The sequence below is a fragment of the Pseudomonas sp. S3_A09 genome (assembly GCF_054668065.1).
Map to the genome: position 1 here is coordinate 5,970,039 of NZ_CP162752.1, position 16,618 is coordinate 5,986,656.

A 16,618-nucleotide genomic window follows, 5' to 3' on the forward strand; every position below is an offset into this window, starting at 1 on the left:
GCGGTGGATGATAAGCGAAAAAATTTCCACCGCGCCAACCGCTCAAGCCTCGACCTTACCGTCCAACTGGTCAGACCGGGACCTGTCAACCGCCAAATAATTGCTTGTGATTTCAAAAATACCGGGCGTAGACTGGCCCCGCACTGGACTTACCGGTAAGACCACAACAATTAAGCCCTGGAACCACCAGGGCACCGAATAGAGATCCCTCCCATGCTCAGATGGTGCTCGCGTTCGATTTTCCTGCAAGTCGTGATTGGCCTGATGCTCGGCATAATCTGCGGCCTGACCCTTCCCGAATTCTCCTCGCAACTCAAACCCCTGGGTGACGGTTTTATCAAGCTGATCAAGATGCTGATCGGCCTGATCGTGTTCTGCGTGGTGGTCAGCGGCATTTCCGGCGCCGGCGACCTGAAGAAAGTCGGGCGCATCGGCCTCAAGTCCGTGATCTACTTTGAAATCCTCACCACCGTCGCTCTGGTGATCGGCCTGGTGATGGCCTTCAGCACCGGTATCGGCACCGGCGCCAATATCCATCTGGAACAACTGTCGTCGGCCGGCTTGAATGAACTGGCAGACAAGGGTCAGCACATCCGTGGCACCAGCCAGTTCCTCATGGACCTGATCCCCAACTCGGTGATCGGCGCCTTTGCCGACAACAACGTGCTGCAAGTGCTGCTGTTCTCGGTGCTGTTCGGCAGTGCGTTGAACCTGGTCGGCGAAGCAGCCTCGGGCATCTCGCGACTGATCAACGAACTGAGCCACATCATCTTTCGCATCATGGGCATGATTGTGCGCCTGGCGCCAATCGGTGTGTTCGGCGCAATCGCCTTCACCACCAGCACCTACGGGCTGGACTCCCTGCAACACCTGGGCAGTTTGGTGGGCCTGTTCTACTTGACGTGCTTTGCCTTCGTCGGGCTGATCCTCGGTCTGGTGATGCGCCTGTCGGGGCTGCGCATGTTGCCGCTGCTCAAGTACCTGCGTGAAGAACTGCTGATTGTGATGGGCACCGCCTCCTCCGACGCCGTGCTGCCACAGATCATGCGTAAACTCGAACACCTGGGCATCGGCAGTTCTACCGTGGGCCTGGTGATTCCGACGGGGTACTCGTTCAACCTCGACGGCTTTTCCATCTACCTGACGCTGGCCATCGTGTTTATCGCCAATGCCACCGGCACACCGCTATCGATGACGGATCTGCTGACCATTCTGCTGGTGTCGTTGATCACCTCCAAAGGCGCCCACGGGATTCCCGGCTCGGCGCTGGTGATCCTGGCGGCGACCCTCACGGCGATCCCTGCGATCCCGGTGGTGGGCCTGGTGCTGGTGCTGGCGGTGGATTGGTTCATGGGCATCGGTCGCGCGTTGACTAACTTGATCGGCAACTGCGTCGCCACCGTCGCCATCGCCCGCTGGGAAAAAGACATCGATATCCAGCGCGCCAACAAGGTGCTGGACGGCCAGCAAGGCTATGCCTTCCAGGCCAAGAAGCCGGTCGTGCCGGCGCATCAGGAGTTTTGATCCATTTCATGAGCGACACAGGCCAAGATGTGGGAGCGGGCTTGCTCGCGAATGCGGTAGTTCAGCCTGCAAATGGGGTGACTGACACACTGCTTTCGCGAGCAAGCCCGCTCCCACATTTTAACCGTCGTCAATTTGACAACCCTGTTCGCAACATCAAGGAGGTAACGGCGTGATCAGCACCTCAACCGTCGTCAATTCAGTCGTAGAAAAACTCCGCGCCGCGCTGGCCCGCGGGCAGTGGCGTCGCGGCGAAATGCTGCCCGGCCAACGCGAACTGGCCGAACAAATGGGTATCAGCCGCCCCAGCCTGCGTGAGGCGGTGATCGTGCTGGAAACGCTCGGCCTGGTGCGCTCCATGCCCGGCAAGGGCGTGGTGGTATTGGAGACCAATATCAGCGAACCGCACGCCAGCGACGCGGTGGCCGACGCCAGCCTGGAAGACATCCTGCAACTGCGCTACACCCTCGAGCCCTTCATTGTCGGCCTGGTGGCCCAGTCCATCAGCAGCAAAGAGGTGGGCCAACTGCGCCTGACCTTGATGGACATGCGCGAGGCCCTCGACGCCGGCGACGCAGAGGCCGGAATGAACGCCTACATCGGTTTTCACGAAGAGCTGTTTGCCCTCACTTCCAACCCGATCTTCCAGAACGTGGTGCAACAGACCAGCAACGCACTCAAGCAAAGCGCCCAGGTGCTGCGCAACTCGCCAGAGCACCTGGCCGAACGCCTGCAGGAAAATGAAGCCGTTGTGCGCGCCATCCGCAACAAGAACAGCGCCCTGGCCAGCGCCGAAATGCGTCGCCACATCCTTCAGGAAGGCCTGCGCATGGGCATTCGCTTGAACATCCCGGACGACCATCTGGGCAGCTGACTTTTTGGAGACAGGCCATGACCGCTCGCGCCTTGCACTACGACCCTATCCTCCCAACCCTGCGTCTGGTCGCCGGTAAAAAAGCCTTCGGTGGACGACATCTATCCGCGATTGTTCGACGCCATCCTGGAACAGCGTATCGCCCCGGCCAGCCGCTTTACCGAAGAAGGCCTGGGCGAGATCTTTGGCGTGAGCCGCAGTGTGATTCGCCGCGTCCTGGCAAAGCTTTCCCATCAGCAAGTGATCCTCCTGCGCCCCAACCAGCGCGCCCAGGTGGCAGCGCCGGACACGCAGCAGGCGCGGCAGATTCTGGAAGCGCGGCGACTGACAGAAATCACCGTGGTGCAATTGGCCTGTGCGCAAGCAACACCCCTACAGATCCGCCAGTTGCGCGAGCTGATCGCACGGGAACGCGAGTACATTGAGCGTGATCAGCGTGGACCGGCGATTCGGTTATCCGGGGAATTCCATCTGCAACTGGCGGCCGTGGCGGGCAATGCACCGCTGGCACAGTTTCTCAACAGCCTGGTGCCACTGACCTCGTTGATCATTGCGCAATTTGAAGCCAAAGCCTGCACGTATTGCGCGTGGCAGGAGCATGCGGCGATTGTGGATGCGGTGGAGCGGCGCGACTCAACCACCGCGGTGACGCTGATGACCCAACACCTGGATCACCTGGAAGCCAAATTGCTGAGCCAGGCTGTGCCATAAAGCCCACCCTGACTGACTACGAATACAGCGGTGATCTCCGAAATCGCCGACAGCCCGGAGGGTCATGGCACTGCACAATTGTATTCATCCCTACAGCCTTGAACTCGGATGAATAGCGTTATGCAAGCCCTCACTTTCGCACTGGTCACCGCCCTCTTCATTCCGCAGTTCAATGCCTATGTATGGGCGGGCGACGCGTTAACGGCCGGGACTTACATCATCACCCCGGCAGCCCCCGTCTGGCTGCTTGAACAACCCTACGCCGATAGCCCGATGCTAACCGCCCGCACTTTCGGCGGCAGCGCTTACGGCGACTATCACGTCAAGGCCAGCCTTGAGATCAGTTGCTCCCCGCAAAGCCCGACGGCCAGCGTTGCACTGCAGATCACGCCGGCCTCGCTGGGCTTTGACGCGGCGCCATTCGAAGGTCCAGACGCCAGCGCAAATGGGCCATTGCGCATCACCACGGCAACACGCACCGCCATCGATCACCCGGTAAACGGTGTCTGGACCTACGGCGGGGCGTTCCAGATCGGAACGGTATTTGCGCTCAGTACTGCCGTTGCGCCTGACGAATTAGCCTACTGGGCCAGCGATGCCTCACGCGGTCAAACACTAAAACTCTCAATAGCGCCTGCCAACGAAGGCGACAAGCCGCTGACCGCGACCTTCTTATTACCAGTCAATAACAACGGCTTGAAAAGAGTCATCCAGCCTTGCCTGGGTCATGCCAGTTTTTAAGTCAAAAAAAAGCCCCGTATCTCAAGATACGGGGCTTTCTGTCTTGCAGTTAAATCAAACCGCTTGCAACGCCGACTGGCCGCTCAACGCCAGGTCCAGCAACTCACGGTTGGCCACCGCGTACATGGCGTAGTCCGTACCCACAGCGGCACGAATCTCAACCATCATCGCCACCCAACGATCGGCCATGTCCTTGTGCTGCTCAAGCCACAGGGCCACGCGGGCTTCCATGTCTTGCGGCGCATCGGCCATTTGCAGGACGGAGATAGTGATCGCGCGCTGCTGCCAGTCCACGTCGTCGCGGAAGGCCTCGCGGGCCTGGGCTTGCCAGTTGTTGGCCACCGGCAGATCACTGATCTGCTGCAGGTACCAGGGCAGGTCCAGGGCGCTGCCGACGGCGAAGTAGGCCTTGGCCACTTCGGCGGCATCGTGCCCGGTCACGTCAGCCGCTTCGATGATTGGCAGCAAGGTGTACAGGTGCGTCGTACCGGCAACCATACGCGCCAACAACTCCGGCACACCGGCTTCGGTGTATTTGCCGTAGCGGTTCTGCCAGCCTTCACGGGTCGGGCCTTCCAGCAGTTCGTCGAGCTTGAGGCCCAACGCCGCCAGGTGCGGACCGAAATGCGCGGTGTCACGACCAGCGTCCTGCTCGTTGCGACGGCTGCGCAGGAACCAGCGCGTAGCGCGGCGGCCCAGGCGCATCAGCTCATCCATCAGCTCCAGTTGCACATCAGCGGAAACCTGGTGGTCCAGGGCTTCGATCTGGCGGAACCAGTGCGGGAGGTGGAAGATGTCACGCACGATCACATAGGCGCCGGCCACGTTCGCCGGGCTCATGCCGGTGGACTCTTTGAGCCGCTGAACGAAGGTGATGCCCATGTGGTTGACCAGGTCGTTGGCGATCTGGGTGCTGACGATCTCACGCTTCAGACGGTGGCGACGCATGGCCTCGGAGAACTTGGCGACCAGGCTCGGAGGGAACGCGGTTTCCATGTCACGGGTCAGGTACTCGTCATCCGGCACCAGGGACTTGAGCAGCGCTTCCTTGAGGTCGATCTTGCTGTACGAGATCAGCACCGACAGTTCCGGACGGGTCAGGCCCTTGCCAGTCGCGGCGCGCTCGGTGAGCTGCTCCTCGGTCGGCAGGTACTCGATGGCACGGTCCAGCTTGCCACGGCCTTCCAAGTCGCTCATCAGGCGTTTGTACTCGGCGGCACGCTCATAGGCACGGCGCGCAGCCAGGGACAGGGCCTGGGTCTGCTTGTAGTTGTTGCCCAACACCAGGTTGCCGACTTCGTCCGTCATGCTCGCCAGCAACTGGTTGCGTTGCTTGTCGGTCATGTCACCCGCCTGCACCACTTCGTTGAGCAGGATCTTGATGTTCACTTCGTGGTCGGAGCAGTCCACGCCACCGGCGTTGTCGATGAAGTCGGTGTTGGAACCGCCGCCATTGAGGCCGAATTCCACACGACCCAGTTGGGTCATGCCGAGGTTACCGCCCTCGCCCACGACCTTGCAGCGCAACTCGTTGCCGTTGACGCGCAGCGCGTCGTTGGCCTTGTCGCCTACATCGGCATGGCTTTCGGTGCTGGCCTTGACGTAGGTCCCGATACCGCCGTTCCACAACAGGTCCACCGGCGCCTTGAGCAAGGCGTTCAGCAGTTCGGTCGGGGTCAGCTTGTCGGCGGAAATGTCGAAGCGTTCTTTCATCTGTGGCGAGATGGCAATGCTCTTCGCGCTGCGCGAGAAGATACCGCCGCCTTCGGACATGATGCTGGTGTCGTAGTCGGTCCAGGCCGAACGCGGCAGCTCGAACATGCGCTGACGCTCGACGAAGCTGGTGGCCGGGTTCGGGTTTGGATCGATGAAGATATGCAGGTGGTTGAACGCCGCGACCAGTTGCAGCTTGTCGGACATCAACAGGCCGTTACCGAATACGTCACCGGCCATGTCACCAACGCCGACCACGGTGATGCTGTCTTCCTGCACATTGATGCCGCGCTCACGGAAGTGACGCTGCACGCCAACCCACGCGCCTTTGGCGGTGATGCCCATTTTCTTGTGGTCGTAACCGGCGGAACCACCGGACGCGAACGCGTCACCCAGCCAGAAGCCGTAGTCGATGGCGATACCGTTGGCGATGTCGGAGAAGGTCGCGGTGCCCTTGTCCGCTGCGACGACCAGGTACGGGTCATCGTCGTCATGGCGCACGACGTTGGCCGGCGGCACCAGGGCGCCATCCTTCAGGTTGTCGGTGATGTCCAACAGGCCCGAAATGAAGATGCGGTAGCAGGCGATGCCCTCGGCCGCGATCTCGTCGCGGCTGCCGCCCAATGGCAGGCGACGCGGCAGGAAGCCGCCCTTCGCACCCACAGGCACGATGACCGAGTTCTTCACCTGCTGGGCTTTTACCAGGCCGAGCACTTCGGTCCGGAAGTCTTCTTCACGGTCGGACCAGCGCAGGCCGCCGCGAGCGACGTTGCCGAAACGCAGATGCACGCCTTCCACGCGTGGCGAGTACACGAAGATTTCAAACTTCGGCACGGGCTTCGGCAGTTCAGGAATGGCGCGTGGGTCGAACTTGAAGCTGAAGTACGACTTGTTCTGGCCGTTGGCGTCGGTCTGGTAGAAGTTGGTGCGCAGCGTGGCCTTGATCAGGTCCAGGTAGCGACGCAGGATGCGGTCTTCGTTGAGCACCTGGACATCGTCCAGGGCGCTGAGAATCGCTTGTTCCAGGCGTTGCTGCTTGTCTTCCAGGTCGTCGGCGGTCAGCTTGCGCGCCAGGTAGAAGCGGGTCTTGAACAACCGGGTCAACTCGCGGGCGATGTCGGTGTGGTTGTTCAGGGTGCTGGCGATGTAACCCAGGTCGAAGCCCAGGCGGATCTGCTTCAGGTAACGGGCATAGGCACGCAGCAGCGCCACATCGCGCCAAGGCAGGCCCGCGGTCAGTACCAGGCGGTTGAACGCATCGTTCTCGGCGTCGCCATGCACGATGTGCACGAACGCATCCTGCAGGGTGTCGTTCAGTTGCTGGATGTCCAGGTTCACGCCTTCGGCGGCGATGAACGCGAAGTCATGGATCCAGAACTCACGGCCATTGGCATGGCGTAGACGGTACGGGAACTCGCCCAGCACGCGCAGGCCGAGGTTTTCCAGGATCGGCAACACGTCGGACAGCGCCAGCGGGGTGTCGGCGTGGTAGAGCTTGCAATGCAGCTCGCGCTGGCCGGAAACCTGGCCCAGCGGCTGGTAGAAGCTCATCACCAGCGGGTTGGCTTCGGTCAGGCTCAGCAGGTGCTGCATGTCGACCACGGCGGAATGCGCGGCGAAGCGCTCGCGGTAGCCGGCCGGGAAGCCTTTCGGGAAGTCAGCCAGCACGTTGGTGCCGTGGGCTTCGCCGAAGCTTTCGACGACAAGGCTGGAGTAGTCGTCCTGCCAGCTGCGGCAGGCCTGCACCACTTCTTTTTCCAGTTGCAGCGGGTCGATGTCCAGACGGTTCTTCGGGTCAACCCGCAGAATCAGCTGCACACGGGCCAGCACGGATTCGGAGAAGAAGGTCCAGAATTCGCAGTCCGAGGCCTTCAGGCGATCCATCAGCACTTGCTGGATCTTCTGGCGCACTTCGGTGGAATAGATGTCGCGCGGCACGTAGGCCAGGCAGTAGCAGAAACGACCGTACGGGTCCTTGCGCAGGAACACGCGGATCTTGTTGCGTTCCTGGATCTGCACGATGGACATCACAGTGCTGAACAATTCGTCGACCGGGGTCTGGAACAGGTCGTCGCGTGGCAGCACTTCAACGACTTGAGCCAGCTCCTTGCCCAGGTGAGCCTTGGGCTGGAAGCCGGAGCGGCGTTCGATTTCCGCGACCTTGCGACGGATGTACGGAATAACCCGCACGCTTTCGCCATACACCGAGGAGGTGTACAGGCCCATGAAGCGGTGTTCCTTGATCACTTTGCCGTCGGCGCTGATCTCACGGATCGACACGTAGTCCGGGTACGCCGGACGGTGTACACGGCTCGGGTGCGCGGCCTTGGCGAACGACAGCACGGTCGGCTCACGCAGGTAGGCCACGGCGTAGTCTTCGATGCGCAGGTCGTCGGCGGTGAGGCCGGCGCGCAGCAGCTTGGTCAGGCCGAGGAAGGAATCGGCGTCATATTCGATATGACCGCCATCCGCCTCGTCACGTACCACGAATTCTTCATATCCCAGGAAGGTAAAGTGGTTGCCCACCAGCCATTCCAGGAAGTTCTTGATCTCGGCTTTTTCTTCGCCGTCGATGCTGAACTGGCTGGCGTCGATACCGGCCAGCAGGTCCTGGACCTTGGCTTTCATCGGCTCGAAATCGGCCACGGCCACGCGCACTTCGCCCAGCACCTGCTCAAGCTCTTTGCTCAGCACGTTCAGTTCGGCGGCGTTGGCGCAGCGGTCGATTTCCAGGTACATCAGCGATTCTTGCTGGATGCCTTCGCCCTGGGTGCCTTTAGGCAGGATTTCCAGCAACTCGCCCTTGGCGCCACGGCGTACGCTGAGCACGGTGGTCTGCAAGGTGTGGATGCTGTAGCCGCGGCGGTTCAGCTCGGTACGGACCGAGTCCACCAGGAATGGCAGGTCATGGTGCAGCACTTCAACCGCGGTATGGGTCGACTGCCAGCCATGACGTTCGTAATCGGGGTTGTAGACCCGCACTTGCGGTTGGGTATGGTCAAAGCGCTCAAGCAGGCGCCACGCAGAGAGGGTGCAACCGGCCAGGTCGGAAAGGCGACGCTGGGTCAGTTCGTCCAGGGAAATGATGCCGAAGAATTGTTCAGCAAACAGCGCCACTTGTGGCAGTGCCTGTTCACTGATGTGCTGCGCCAGTGCCGCTTGCAGTTGATGCTGGAAGTCGGCCTTGCTGGCTGCGGTGAAGAACGCCATCTGTGGTACTCCGCTTGGGCTTGTTATTGATGGAAGCGTCGCGTGTTATCCCCTTGCGGGGAGACCGTCAGCGCTGTTCGCAGGTTAACCATAGCGAATTCAGCGTGACAGGTGAGTGAAGCTGGACAAGACAGTCAGGTCACATACAACTTCCATTGGATATGCGCCTTACCAGGCGACGGTACGACGGGCAGGTCAGACTCCCGGCACAGGGCACATCCGTTGCGCAGCTTAACGAGTGTGGGAAGCCAGCTGCTTGCGACGCTGCGACATATTCGGTCATCGGTAAGCAGGCGTAGGGTTGCGACTTGGGCAACCCGCAACATCCGGCAAAAAAACCGGCTATTTCAAGGCGTGCGAGTACCAGAAATGACTGATATTGCCCGTCAGGTCATGCACTGGGTCTGACACAGGATGCAGCACAAAATTCGCCGCAATGGCACAATTGCCCCTATTACGCCCTACCCCCTACCAGGATTCCCCATGCTGCAGCTGAAAACCGACGCCCTGATGGTCACCCCGTGCGATGACGAAGAGGACAACATGGCGATGCTTTGCTGTCACGGCAAGAACGGCGAAATGTTCATGCTGACCCGCTACCCGGATGAAGACGAAGTGGAGCTGACCTGGGACTACGAGCCATCGACCCTGGATGGGCTGAAGATCACGCTGAGTGACACCACGCTACGGGTCGAGCTGGCGGCGGGTGACGCCGATGCACTGGGCGGCAAGGATCACCTTGAGATCACCCACGCCACAGCCGCGTCGGATCTGGCCGAAGTCGAAGAAACCCTGCAAAACATCCTCAAAGGCACTGGCACCTACGTCCGCGCGTGATGCCTCCCACACAAAAATCCTACAAGTTTTGCCAAAAATTCCCGTTACGCCGTTAGTCGCCACCCCCCTCGATGCATTAAAGTAAGCCTCCCAAGCCCGGCGTTTTTGCTCGACCGCCGGGCTCATCTCTCCAGGAACCGTCATCGATGGAACATCGTGAAGCGCTGCTTGCGCTGCGAACCTTTCTTTCTACGCAGATTCTCGGCCAGGAAAAACTCATCGATCGCCTGTTGATCGCGTTGCTCGCCGACGGCCATATGCTGGTGGAAGGCGCGCCGGGCCTGGCCAAGACCAAGGCCATCAAAGAGTTGGCGGAAGGCATCGAAGCGCAGTTCCATCGAATCCAGTTCACCCCCGACCTGTTGCCCGCCGACATCACCGGCACCGAGATCTATCGCCCGGAAACCGGCAGCTTCGTGTTCCAGCAAGGGCCGATCTTCCACAACCTGGTGCTGGCGGACGAAATCAACCGCGCGCCGGCCAAGGTGCAGTCGGCCCTGCTGGAGGCCATGGCCGAGCGCCAGGTCAGTGTCGGACGCAGCACGTATGACTTGTCGCCACTGTTCCTGGTGATGGCCACGCAAAACCCCATCGAGCAGGAAGGCACCTACCCGTTGCCCGAGGCCCAGCTCGACCGCTTCTTGATGCATGTGAAAATCGGCTTCCCGGACGCCGCCGTCGAGCGACGTATCCTGCAACAGGCCCGTGGCGAAGCCCTCAACGGCGAAACCAAGCCTGAGCGCCGCGTCAGCCAGCAGGCGATCTTCGCCGCGCGCAAGGAAATCCTCGGCCTGTACATGGCTGATGCCGTAGAGGAATACCTGGTGCAACTGGTGATGGCCACCCGCACCCCCGCCAAGTTCGACCTGGAAATGGCCGAATGGATTGCCTACGGCGCCAGCCCACGCGGCTCCATCGCCCTCGACCGCTGTGCCCGCGCCCATGCCTGGCTGGCCGGTCGCGACTTTGTCAGCCCGGAAGATATCCAGGCGGTGCTGTTCGACGTGTTGCGCCATCGCATCATCCTGTCGTTCGAAGCGGAAGCCGCCGGCATTGACCAGGACCGTGTGGTGCAGCGCATTCTCGACGTCGTTGCCGTCGCTTGAAACCCATGAACGCAAGCGATGGGGTCCGCGTCACGCTCAGCGAGTTGATCGAGATGCGCCATCGCGTGCGCGAAGTGCAGTTGTTTTCCACGCCAAGCCAGCGCAGCCCGCTGATCGGCCTGCATCACTCCAAGCTGCGCGGGCGTGGTGTGGACTTCGACCAGGTGCGCGTGTACCAGGCCGGGGACGACGTGCGCACCATCGACTGGCGTGTGACGGCGCGCACCCAAGAGCCGCACACCAAGTTGTTCCATGAAGAACGCGAGCGACCGATCTTCATCATGGTGGAACAAAGCTGCCGGCTGTTTTTCGGCTCCGGGCAGATGTTCAAGTCGGTGCTGGCCGCACAGGCCGCCAGTCTGATTGGCTGGGCCGCACTGGGGCATAACGACCGTGTGGGCGGCCTGGTGTTCGGCGACAACGAGCACTACGAAATCAAGCCGCGCCGCAGCAAGCAAAGCCTGCTGCAATTGCTCAACCGCCTGGTGCGCGTCAACCAGAGCCTGAGCACCGAAAGCCGCCCCGAAGCCGACGCCCTCGGCATGGCCTTGCGCCGTGGCCGCGAAGTGTTGCGCCCCGGTAGCCTGGTGATTGTGATCTGCGATGAACGCGCGCTGACCGAAGGCGCCGAGCAACAACTCAGCCTATTGTCGCGGCATTGCGACCTGCTGCTGTTGCCGATCTCCGACCCACTCGACCACGCCCTGCCCGCCGCCGGGCTGCTGCGCTTCGCGGAGCGCGGTGCTCAACTGGAACTGGATACGCTCAATTTCGATCTGCGCCAGGCCTACAAGGCCCAGGCCGAAGCCCGCATCGCGCGCTGGGAGCTGCTCGCCCAGAAACTGCGTGTGCTGCTGATGCCCCTGAGCACCCAGAGCGAAATGGTCGAGCAACTGCGCGAATACCTCAACCCGCAACGCCCGGTTAAAAAACAATGAGCAGCCTTGACCAACTGCAGCCGTTGATCGCCCCGCCCGCCGTCGGCTTCTGGCCGCCCGCACCCGGTTGGTGGCTGTTGCTGCTGGTGATTCCGCTGCTCGGCTGGGGCCTGTGGTCACTGCGCCGCTTTTTGCCGGCCCGCCGCCCCATCGCCCGCGCCGAACAGCCGCTGGACCCGCTGCGCATCGCCGCCCTGGCAGAGCTTGCGCTAATGCCCAAGCCTTACGATGGCGCGCCCGCCGGCGCCTGGCTGCAACAGCTCAACGGTCTGCTCAAACGGCTGTGTCGCAACGATTATCCCTATAGCCAGAGCCACACCCTCAACGGCCGCAAATGGCTGGCTTTCCTCGATAACCGCTGCCCCGCCGCCGGCCTCACACGCTGGATGGTATTGGTAGAGGGCGCCTACAAACCCGAATGCAAACTGGACGACAAGGCTATCGCCGGCCTGACCCAAGCCGTCGACACCTGGATTCGCAAACATGTTTGAGTTCGCCTGGCCGTGGATCTTCGCCCTGTTGCCCTTGCCGTGGTTGATGCGCCTGGTGCTGCCGGCCGCCGACAGCGGTGAGCCCGCCTTGAAAGTCAGCTACCTCAGCGACCTCGAAGGCCTGGCCCGTCGTCGCGCCCGCATCAACTTGCCCGGTTGGCGCCAACAAGCACCGTTCGTGGTGCTGTGGTTGCTGCTGCTGACCGCCGCCGCACGCCCGGAATGGCTCGGCGAACCGCTGCCGATCGCCGCCAGTGGCCGCGACCTGCTGGTGGCGGTGGACGTGTCCGGCTCCATGGACTTCCCCGATATGCATTGGCAGGGCGAAGACGTGAGTCGCTTGAGCCTGGTCAAGCACCTGCTCGGCGATTTTCTTGAGGGCCGCGAAGGTGATCGGGTTGGCCTGATCCTGTTCGGCAGCCAAGCCTACCTGCAAGCTCCACTGACCTTTGACCGCCGCACCGTGCGCACCTGGCTGGATGAAGCGCGCATCGGCATTGCCGGCAAGAACACCGCGATTGGCGACGCCATCGGCCTGGCCCTGAAACGCCTGCGCCAGCGCCCGGCGCAGAGCCGCGTGCTGATCCTGGTCACTGACGGCGCCAACAACGCCGGGCAGATCGACCCGCTGACTGCCGCGCGCCTCGCCGCTGAAGAAGGGGTAAAAATCTATCCGATCGGCATCGGCGCCGACCCGGAACAAACCGGCTCCCTGGGCATCCTCGGCGTCAACCCGAGCCTGGACCTCGACGAGCCAGCGCTCAAGGCCATCGCCGACGTCACCAGCGGCCAATACTTCCGCGCCCGTGACGGTGAGCAATTGCAAGCGATCAAGGAGACCCTCGACAAACTGGAACCGGTCGAACAGCAACCGACGCAGGCACGCCCGGCCCTGGCGCTGTACAGCGCACCGCTGGCCCTGGCGCTGGTGCTGAGCATGCTGCTGGTGATTCAAGAACGCTGGCCGAACAACGCCCTGCAACGGTTGTTCAACAAATTGTCGAGCAAGGGGATTTTCCTGCAACAACACCCGGAATGGCGCCAACGCCTCAAACGCCTGCGTTTGCGGAGGCGTCGATGATCGACCTGTGGCCGCACTGGTTCCGCCCCGGCTGGTTGTTGCTGCTGCCGTTGCTCGGCTGGTTGCTGTGGCACCTGTGGCACCGGCAAAAGCGCGCCGGGCGCTGGCAGATGATCTTGCCTGCGGCCTTCCATGCCGTGTTGCTCAGGGGTGGAAACGGCCGCGAGAGCAAATCGCCGTGGGTGCTGCTGGGCATTGCCTGGCTGTTGGCCGTGCTGGCGTTGCTCGGCCCAAGCTGGCAGCGTGTTGAGCAGTCGAGCCAGAAGCCTTCCGATCCGTTGGTGGTGTTGCTGGAACTGACCCCGGAAATGCTCGCCACCGACAGCCCGCCTAACCGCCTGGAGCAGGCACGGCGCAAGCTATATGACGTGTTGCAGGCGCGTACCGACGCACAAACCGCCATCGTCGTCTACGCCGGTAGCGCCCACACCCTGGTGCCGCTGTCGGATGACCTGGCCACCAGCCGCAACCTGCTGGACGCCCTGCGCCCCTCGATCATGCCTGAGGCCGGCCATCGCGCCGACCTGGCCGTCGAGAAAGCCCTCGGCCTGCTCAAGCAAGGTGGCCTCGGCCAGGGACGCCTACTGCTGATTGGTTCTTCGCTGTCCAAACAGGAACGCCAGGGCATTCGCCTGCTGCTGCAAAACGCACAATCGCCCACCCTGTCGATCCTCGGCATCGGCAGCCGTGAAGGCACGCCGGTGACCCAGGAAAGCGGTGAATTTCTCAAGGACGAACAAGGCGCGATCCTGGTGCCGCGCCTCGACAGCCCGACGCTCAAGGCCTTCGCCAGTGAAATGGGTGGGCGCTACCGCGCGGCACGCCTGGACGACAAAGACCTGCGCCAACTCGGCGTGCTCGACCCGCCGCAGACCCTGCGCAACGATGGCCAACTGCTGCGCCTGGACACCTGGGCCGACCAGGGTTACTGGCTGCTCCTGCCCCTGTTGCTACTCGCTGCCTGTGCCGGGCGGCGTGGCTGGTTGTTCTGCCTGCCCCTGCTGCTGTTGAGCGCACCACAGCCCAGCTACGCATTCAGCTTGCAGGACCTGTGGCTGCGTCCCGACCAGCAAGGCCAATACCTGCTGAAGAAAAAACGCCCTGCCGAAGCCGCCGAACACTTCGAAGACCCGCAATGGAAAGGCGTGGCGCTTTACGAAGCCGGCAACTACGCCGAGGCTATCAAGCTGTTTGCCGAAGGCAATGACGCCTACTCCCACTACAATCGGGGTAACGCCCTGGCCAGGTCCGGTGAGCTGGAAGCCGCCATCGATGCCTACGAACAGGCCCTCGAAGCCCAGCCCGACCTGCAGCCCGCCCTGAAAAACAAGGCGTTGGTGGAAGCACTGGTGCAGGAACGCGACGAACCGGAACCGACCCAGCCGGCAAAAAACGAAGATGACGAAACCACTCAACCCGGCCAAACTGCGCAACCGGGCGCCAGTGGGCAAAACGCCACGGGGGGCGAGCCGTCGTCCCAGGGCCAGGGCGAATCCGGTACTGACGACACCCAGGCCGGCAGTCCATCGCCACCCCCAGGCAACGAAGTGCCCGGCAGCGAACTGGGCGACGAACAGACCACCACCCCGCCGCTGCGCCCCGACAACGCGAGCCTCGACGGTGAACACCGTCAGGCCCTGGAGCAATGGCTGCAGGAGATCCCGGACAATCCCGGTGAACTGCTGCGCCGCAAATTCTGGTACGAACAGCAACAACATCAGGACAAGACTCGATGAGCCGCCGCACCACCCTACTGCTCCTGCTCGCCCTCTCGGCAGGCCACGCCCAGGCGGCGAACCTGACCGCCAGCGTCGACCGCAGCCGCGTCAACTCCGGGGAAACGGTGGAATTGACGGTGGAGTCCAGCGATGTCACGCAGTTCGGCAAGCCGGACCTGTCGCCGCTGGATGCGCAGTTCGAAGTCAGCGGCACCCGCCAGATCAACCAGCTCACCACCTTGGGCGGCGATAACCACGCCACCACGCGCTGGATCATCACCCTGCTGCCCAAGGAAAACGGCACAGTGGTCATCCCGCCCCTGCAAGTGGGCGAATACAAGACCCAGCCCATCAGCCTGCAAGTGGTCGAAACCGCCAGCCAGAACACCGCCGCCGAGCTGGCGCCGGTGTTTGTCGAGGCCAACCTTGACCAGACCAGCGTCTACGTCCAGGCCCAGGCACTGTTGACCGTACGCGTCTACCACTCGGTGTCGCTGTACGATGACAGCAGCCTCACCCCCCTGCAGATTGCCGATGCGCGCGTGGAGCAGTTGGGCGAGTCCCGCACCTACGAAAAGGTCATCAACAGTATCCGCCATGGCGTGATCGAGACCCGCTACGCGATCTATCCGCAGCACAGCGGCACCCTGGCGATTCCGGCGCAGACCTTCAGCGCCACGCTGGTGGAGTCGCGCCCACCGCAGGAAAACACCCTGCAAGGCACCAAGCCGGGCAAGCTGATTCACGTCAGCTCTGCGGAGTTACCGCTGGTGGTCAAACCCAAGCCCGCGCTATATCCCGCCGACGCCCCATGGCTACCGGCACGCAGCCTGACCCTGAGCGAAAACTGGAACCCGGCGCCTGAGCATGTGCAGGTCGGCGACTCCCTGACCCGCAGCCTCACGGTCAAGGCCGAAGGCCTGTCCAGCGCACAACTGCCGGCCCTGCCCAGCACCGACGTCAACGGCCTGCGCCGCTACCCGGACCAACCGGTGCTCGGCAACCAGACCAACGACCGTGGCCTGATCGGTAGCCGTGAAGACCGCGAAGCCCTGGTGCCCACCCTCGCAGGCAGCATGGACCTGCCCGCCGTGGACGTAGTGTGGTGGAACACCCACGAAGATCATCTGGAGCGTACCAGCCTGCCCGCGCGCACCCTGCAAGTGGCGATCAACCCGAGCCTGGCCGTCGACACTCCCGCCACGCCCACGGTGATCACCGCGCCGGATGATGAACGCCTGTGGCTGTGGCAACTGAGCACGTTGCTCTTCGCCTGCACCACCCTGCTGGGTTTTGGCCTGTGGTGGCGCGCACGCCGGCAACCGGCCGTGCAACGTGCCGCGCAAACGGGCCCGAGCCCGCGCACCCTGCTCGATGACCTTAAACGCGCCACCCAGGCCAACGACCCTCAAGCCACCCGCCAGGCCCTCGACGCCTGGGCGCGGCAGCAGCCGGAAACGCTCGCGGACATGGCAGCGCGATTTGTGCCATTGTCGGATGCATTGGATGGCTTGAATGGCGCGCTGTACAGCGAGAGTGGGCATTTCTGGCTGGGTGAGGACTTGTGGCGTGCCGTGAAAGCGATTCCGATAGCTGAACGTGAACTGGACCCGGCGGCGGATACCACCAGTTTGCCGCCGTTGTATCCCAAATAGCCTGCTTCCTCCCACACTG

The 16,618-nt window shown here is 62.4% G+C and carries 11 protein-coding genes and 1 pseudogene; 11 read left to right on the top strand and 1 reads right to left on the bottom strand.

From position 1 onward, the window contains the following. Positions 1-198: 198 nt before the first annotated feature. The 4 genes and pseudogenes from AB4N92_RS27740 to AB4N92_RS27755 all read left to right on the top strand — a co-directional run bounded on the left by AB4N92_RS27740 (position 199) and on the right by AB4N92_RS27755 (position 3,850). Entirely contained in the window at positions 199-1,524 is a 1,326-nt protein-coding gene (locus AB4N92_RS27740; RefSeq protein WP_175439684.1) for a C4-dicarboxylate transporter DctA, read from the top strand. A 172-nt stretch (positions 1,525-1,696) separates the two neighbouring features. Continuing rightward, positions 1,697-2,398, top strand: a complete 702-nt coding sequence (locus tag AB4N92_RS27745) for a FadR/GntR family transcriptional regulator (protein WP_010210048.1) — start codon at positions 1,697-1,699, stop codon at positions 2,396-2,398. 17 nt (positions 2,399-2,415) lie between these two features. Then, positions 2,416-3,109, top strand: a pseudogene (locus tag AB4N92_RS27750) (GntR family transcriptional regulator). Positions 3,110-3,229: 120 nt separating this feature from the next. Beyond that, positions 3,230-3,850 (top strand): hypothetical protein, encoded by a 621-nt coding sequence (locus AB4N92_RS27755; RefSeq protein ID WP_236267085.1) that lies wholly within the window; start codon positions 3,230-3,232, stop codon positions 3,848-3,850. 54 nt (positions 3,851-3,904) lie between these two features. Here AB4N92_RS27755 and AB4N92_RS27760 read toward each other — a convergent pair whose 3' ends face one another. Then, on the bottom strand, positions 3,905-8,773 hold the full coding sequence (locus AB4N92_RS27760) for an NAD-glutamate dehydrogenase (RefSeq protein ID WP_010210045.1): 4,869 nt from the start codon (positions 8,771-8,773) through the stop codon (positions 3,905-3,907). 483 nt (positions 8,774-9,256) lie between these two features. Between AB4N92_RS27760 and AB4N92_RS27765 the strand changes: the two genes are divergently transcribed. The 7 genes from AB4N92_RS27765 (at position 9,257) to AB4N92_RS27795 (ending at position 16,599) form a co-directional block, all read left to right on the top strand. Next, complete coding sequence (locus tag AB4N92_RS27765; RefSeq protein ID WP_010210044.1) at positions 9,257-9,610, top strand: hypothetical protein; 354 nt, start codon at positions 9,257-9,259, stop codon at positions 9,608-9,610. 146 nt (positions 9,611-9,756) lie between these two features. Further along, positions 9,757-10,716, top strand: coding sequence for an AAA family ATPase (locus tag AB4N92_RS27770; RefSeq protein WP_010210043.1), 960 nt, complete (start codon positions 9,757-9,759; stop codon positions 10,714-10,716). Between the two features lie 5 nt (positions 10,717-10,721). Then, a complete protein-coding gene (locus tag AB4N92_RS27775) occupies positions 10,722-11,654 on the top strand; it encodes a DUF58 domain-containing protein (protein ID WP_069673401.1) in 933 nt (310 codons plus the stop codon). Further along, entirely contained in the window at positions 11,651-12,145 is a 495-nt protein-coding gene (locus AB4N92_RS27780; protein WP_021491558.1) for a DUF4381 domain-containing protein, read from the top strand. Before AB4N92_RS27775 ends, AB4N92_RS27780 begins: the two co-directional genes overlap by 4 nt. Continuing rightward, positions 12,138-13,226 (top strand): vWA domain-containing protein, encoded by a 1,089-nt coding sequence (locus tag AB4N92_RS27785; protein ID WP_021491559.1) that lies wholly within the window; start codon positions 12,138-12,140, stop codon positions 13,224-13,226. Before AB4N92_RS27780 ends, AB4N92_RS27785 begins: the two co-directional genes overlap by 8 nt. Continuing rightward, positions 13,223-14,962 carry a tetratricopeptide repeat protein gene (locus AB4N92_RS27790; RefSeq protein WP_010210035.1) on the top strand — a complete coding sequence of 580 codons (1,740 nt, stop codon included), beginning with the start codon at positions 13,223-13,225 and terminating at the stop codon, positions 14,960-14,962. The genes AB4N92_RS27785 and AB4N92_RS27790 overlap by 4 nt, the downstream gene beginning before the upstream one ends. Then, positions 14,959-16,599, top strand: a complete 1,641-nt coding sequence (locus AB4N92_RS27795; protein WP_236267084.1) for a BatD family protein — start codon at positions 14,959-14,961, stop codon at positions 16,597-16,599. The genes AB4N92_RS27790 and AB4N92_RS27795 overlap by 4 nt, the downstream gene beginning before the upstream one ends. Positions 16,600-16,618: the final 19 nt, after the last annotated feature.

What these genes read in the sequence shown, in the direction of transcription:
- AB4N92_RS27760 (WP_010210045.1), bottom strand. Translation starts at nt 8,773, where the DNA reads ATGGCGTTCTTCACCGCAGCCAGCAAGGCCGACTTCCAGCATCAACTG.
- AB4N92_RS27780 (WP_021491558.1), top strand. Translation starts at nt 11,651, where the DNA reads ATGAGCAGCCTTGACCAACTGCAGCCGTTGATCGCCCCGCCCGCCGTC.
- AB4N92_RS27785 (WP_021491559.1), top strand. Translation starts at nt 12,138, where the DNA reads ATGTTTGAGTTCGCCTGGCCGTGGATCTTCGCCCTGTTGCCCTTGCCG.
- AB4N92_RS27770 (WP_010210043.1), top strand. Translation starts at nt 9,757, where the DNA reads ATGGAACATCGTGAAGCGCTGCTTGCGCTGCGAACCTTTCTTTCTACG.
- AB4N92_RS27775 (WP_069673401.1), top strand. Translation starts at nt 10,722, where the DNA reads ATGAACGCAAGCGATGGGGTCCGCGTCACGCTCAGCGAGTTGATCGAG.
- AB4N92_RS27790 (WP_010210035.1), top strand. Translation starts at nt 13,223, where the DNA reads ATGATCGACCTGTGGCCGCACTGGTTCCGCCCCGGCTGGTTGTTGCTG.
- AB4N92_RS27765 (WP_010210044.1), top strand. Translation starts at nt 9,257, where the DNA reads ATGCTGCAGCTGAAAACCGACGCCCTGATGGTCACCCCGTGCGATGAC.
- AB4N92_RS27755 (WP_236267085.1), top strand. Translation starts at nt 3,230, where the DNA reads ATGCAAGCCCTCACTTTCGCACTGGTCACCGCCCTCTTCATTCCGCAG.
- AB4N92_RS27795 (WP_236267084.1), top strand. Translation starts at nt 14,959, where the DNA reads ATGAGCCGCCGCACCACCCTACTGCTCCTGCTCGCCCTCTCGGCAGGC.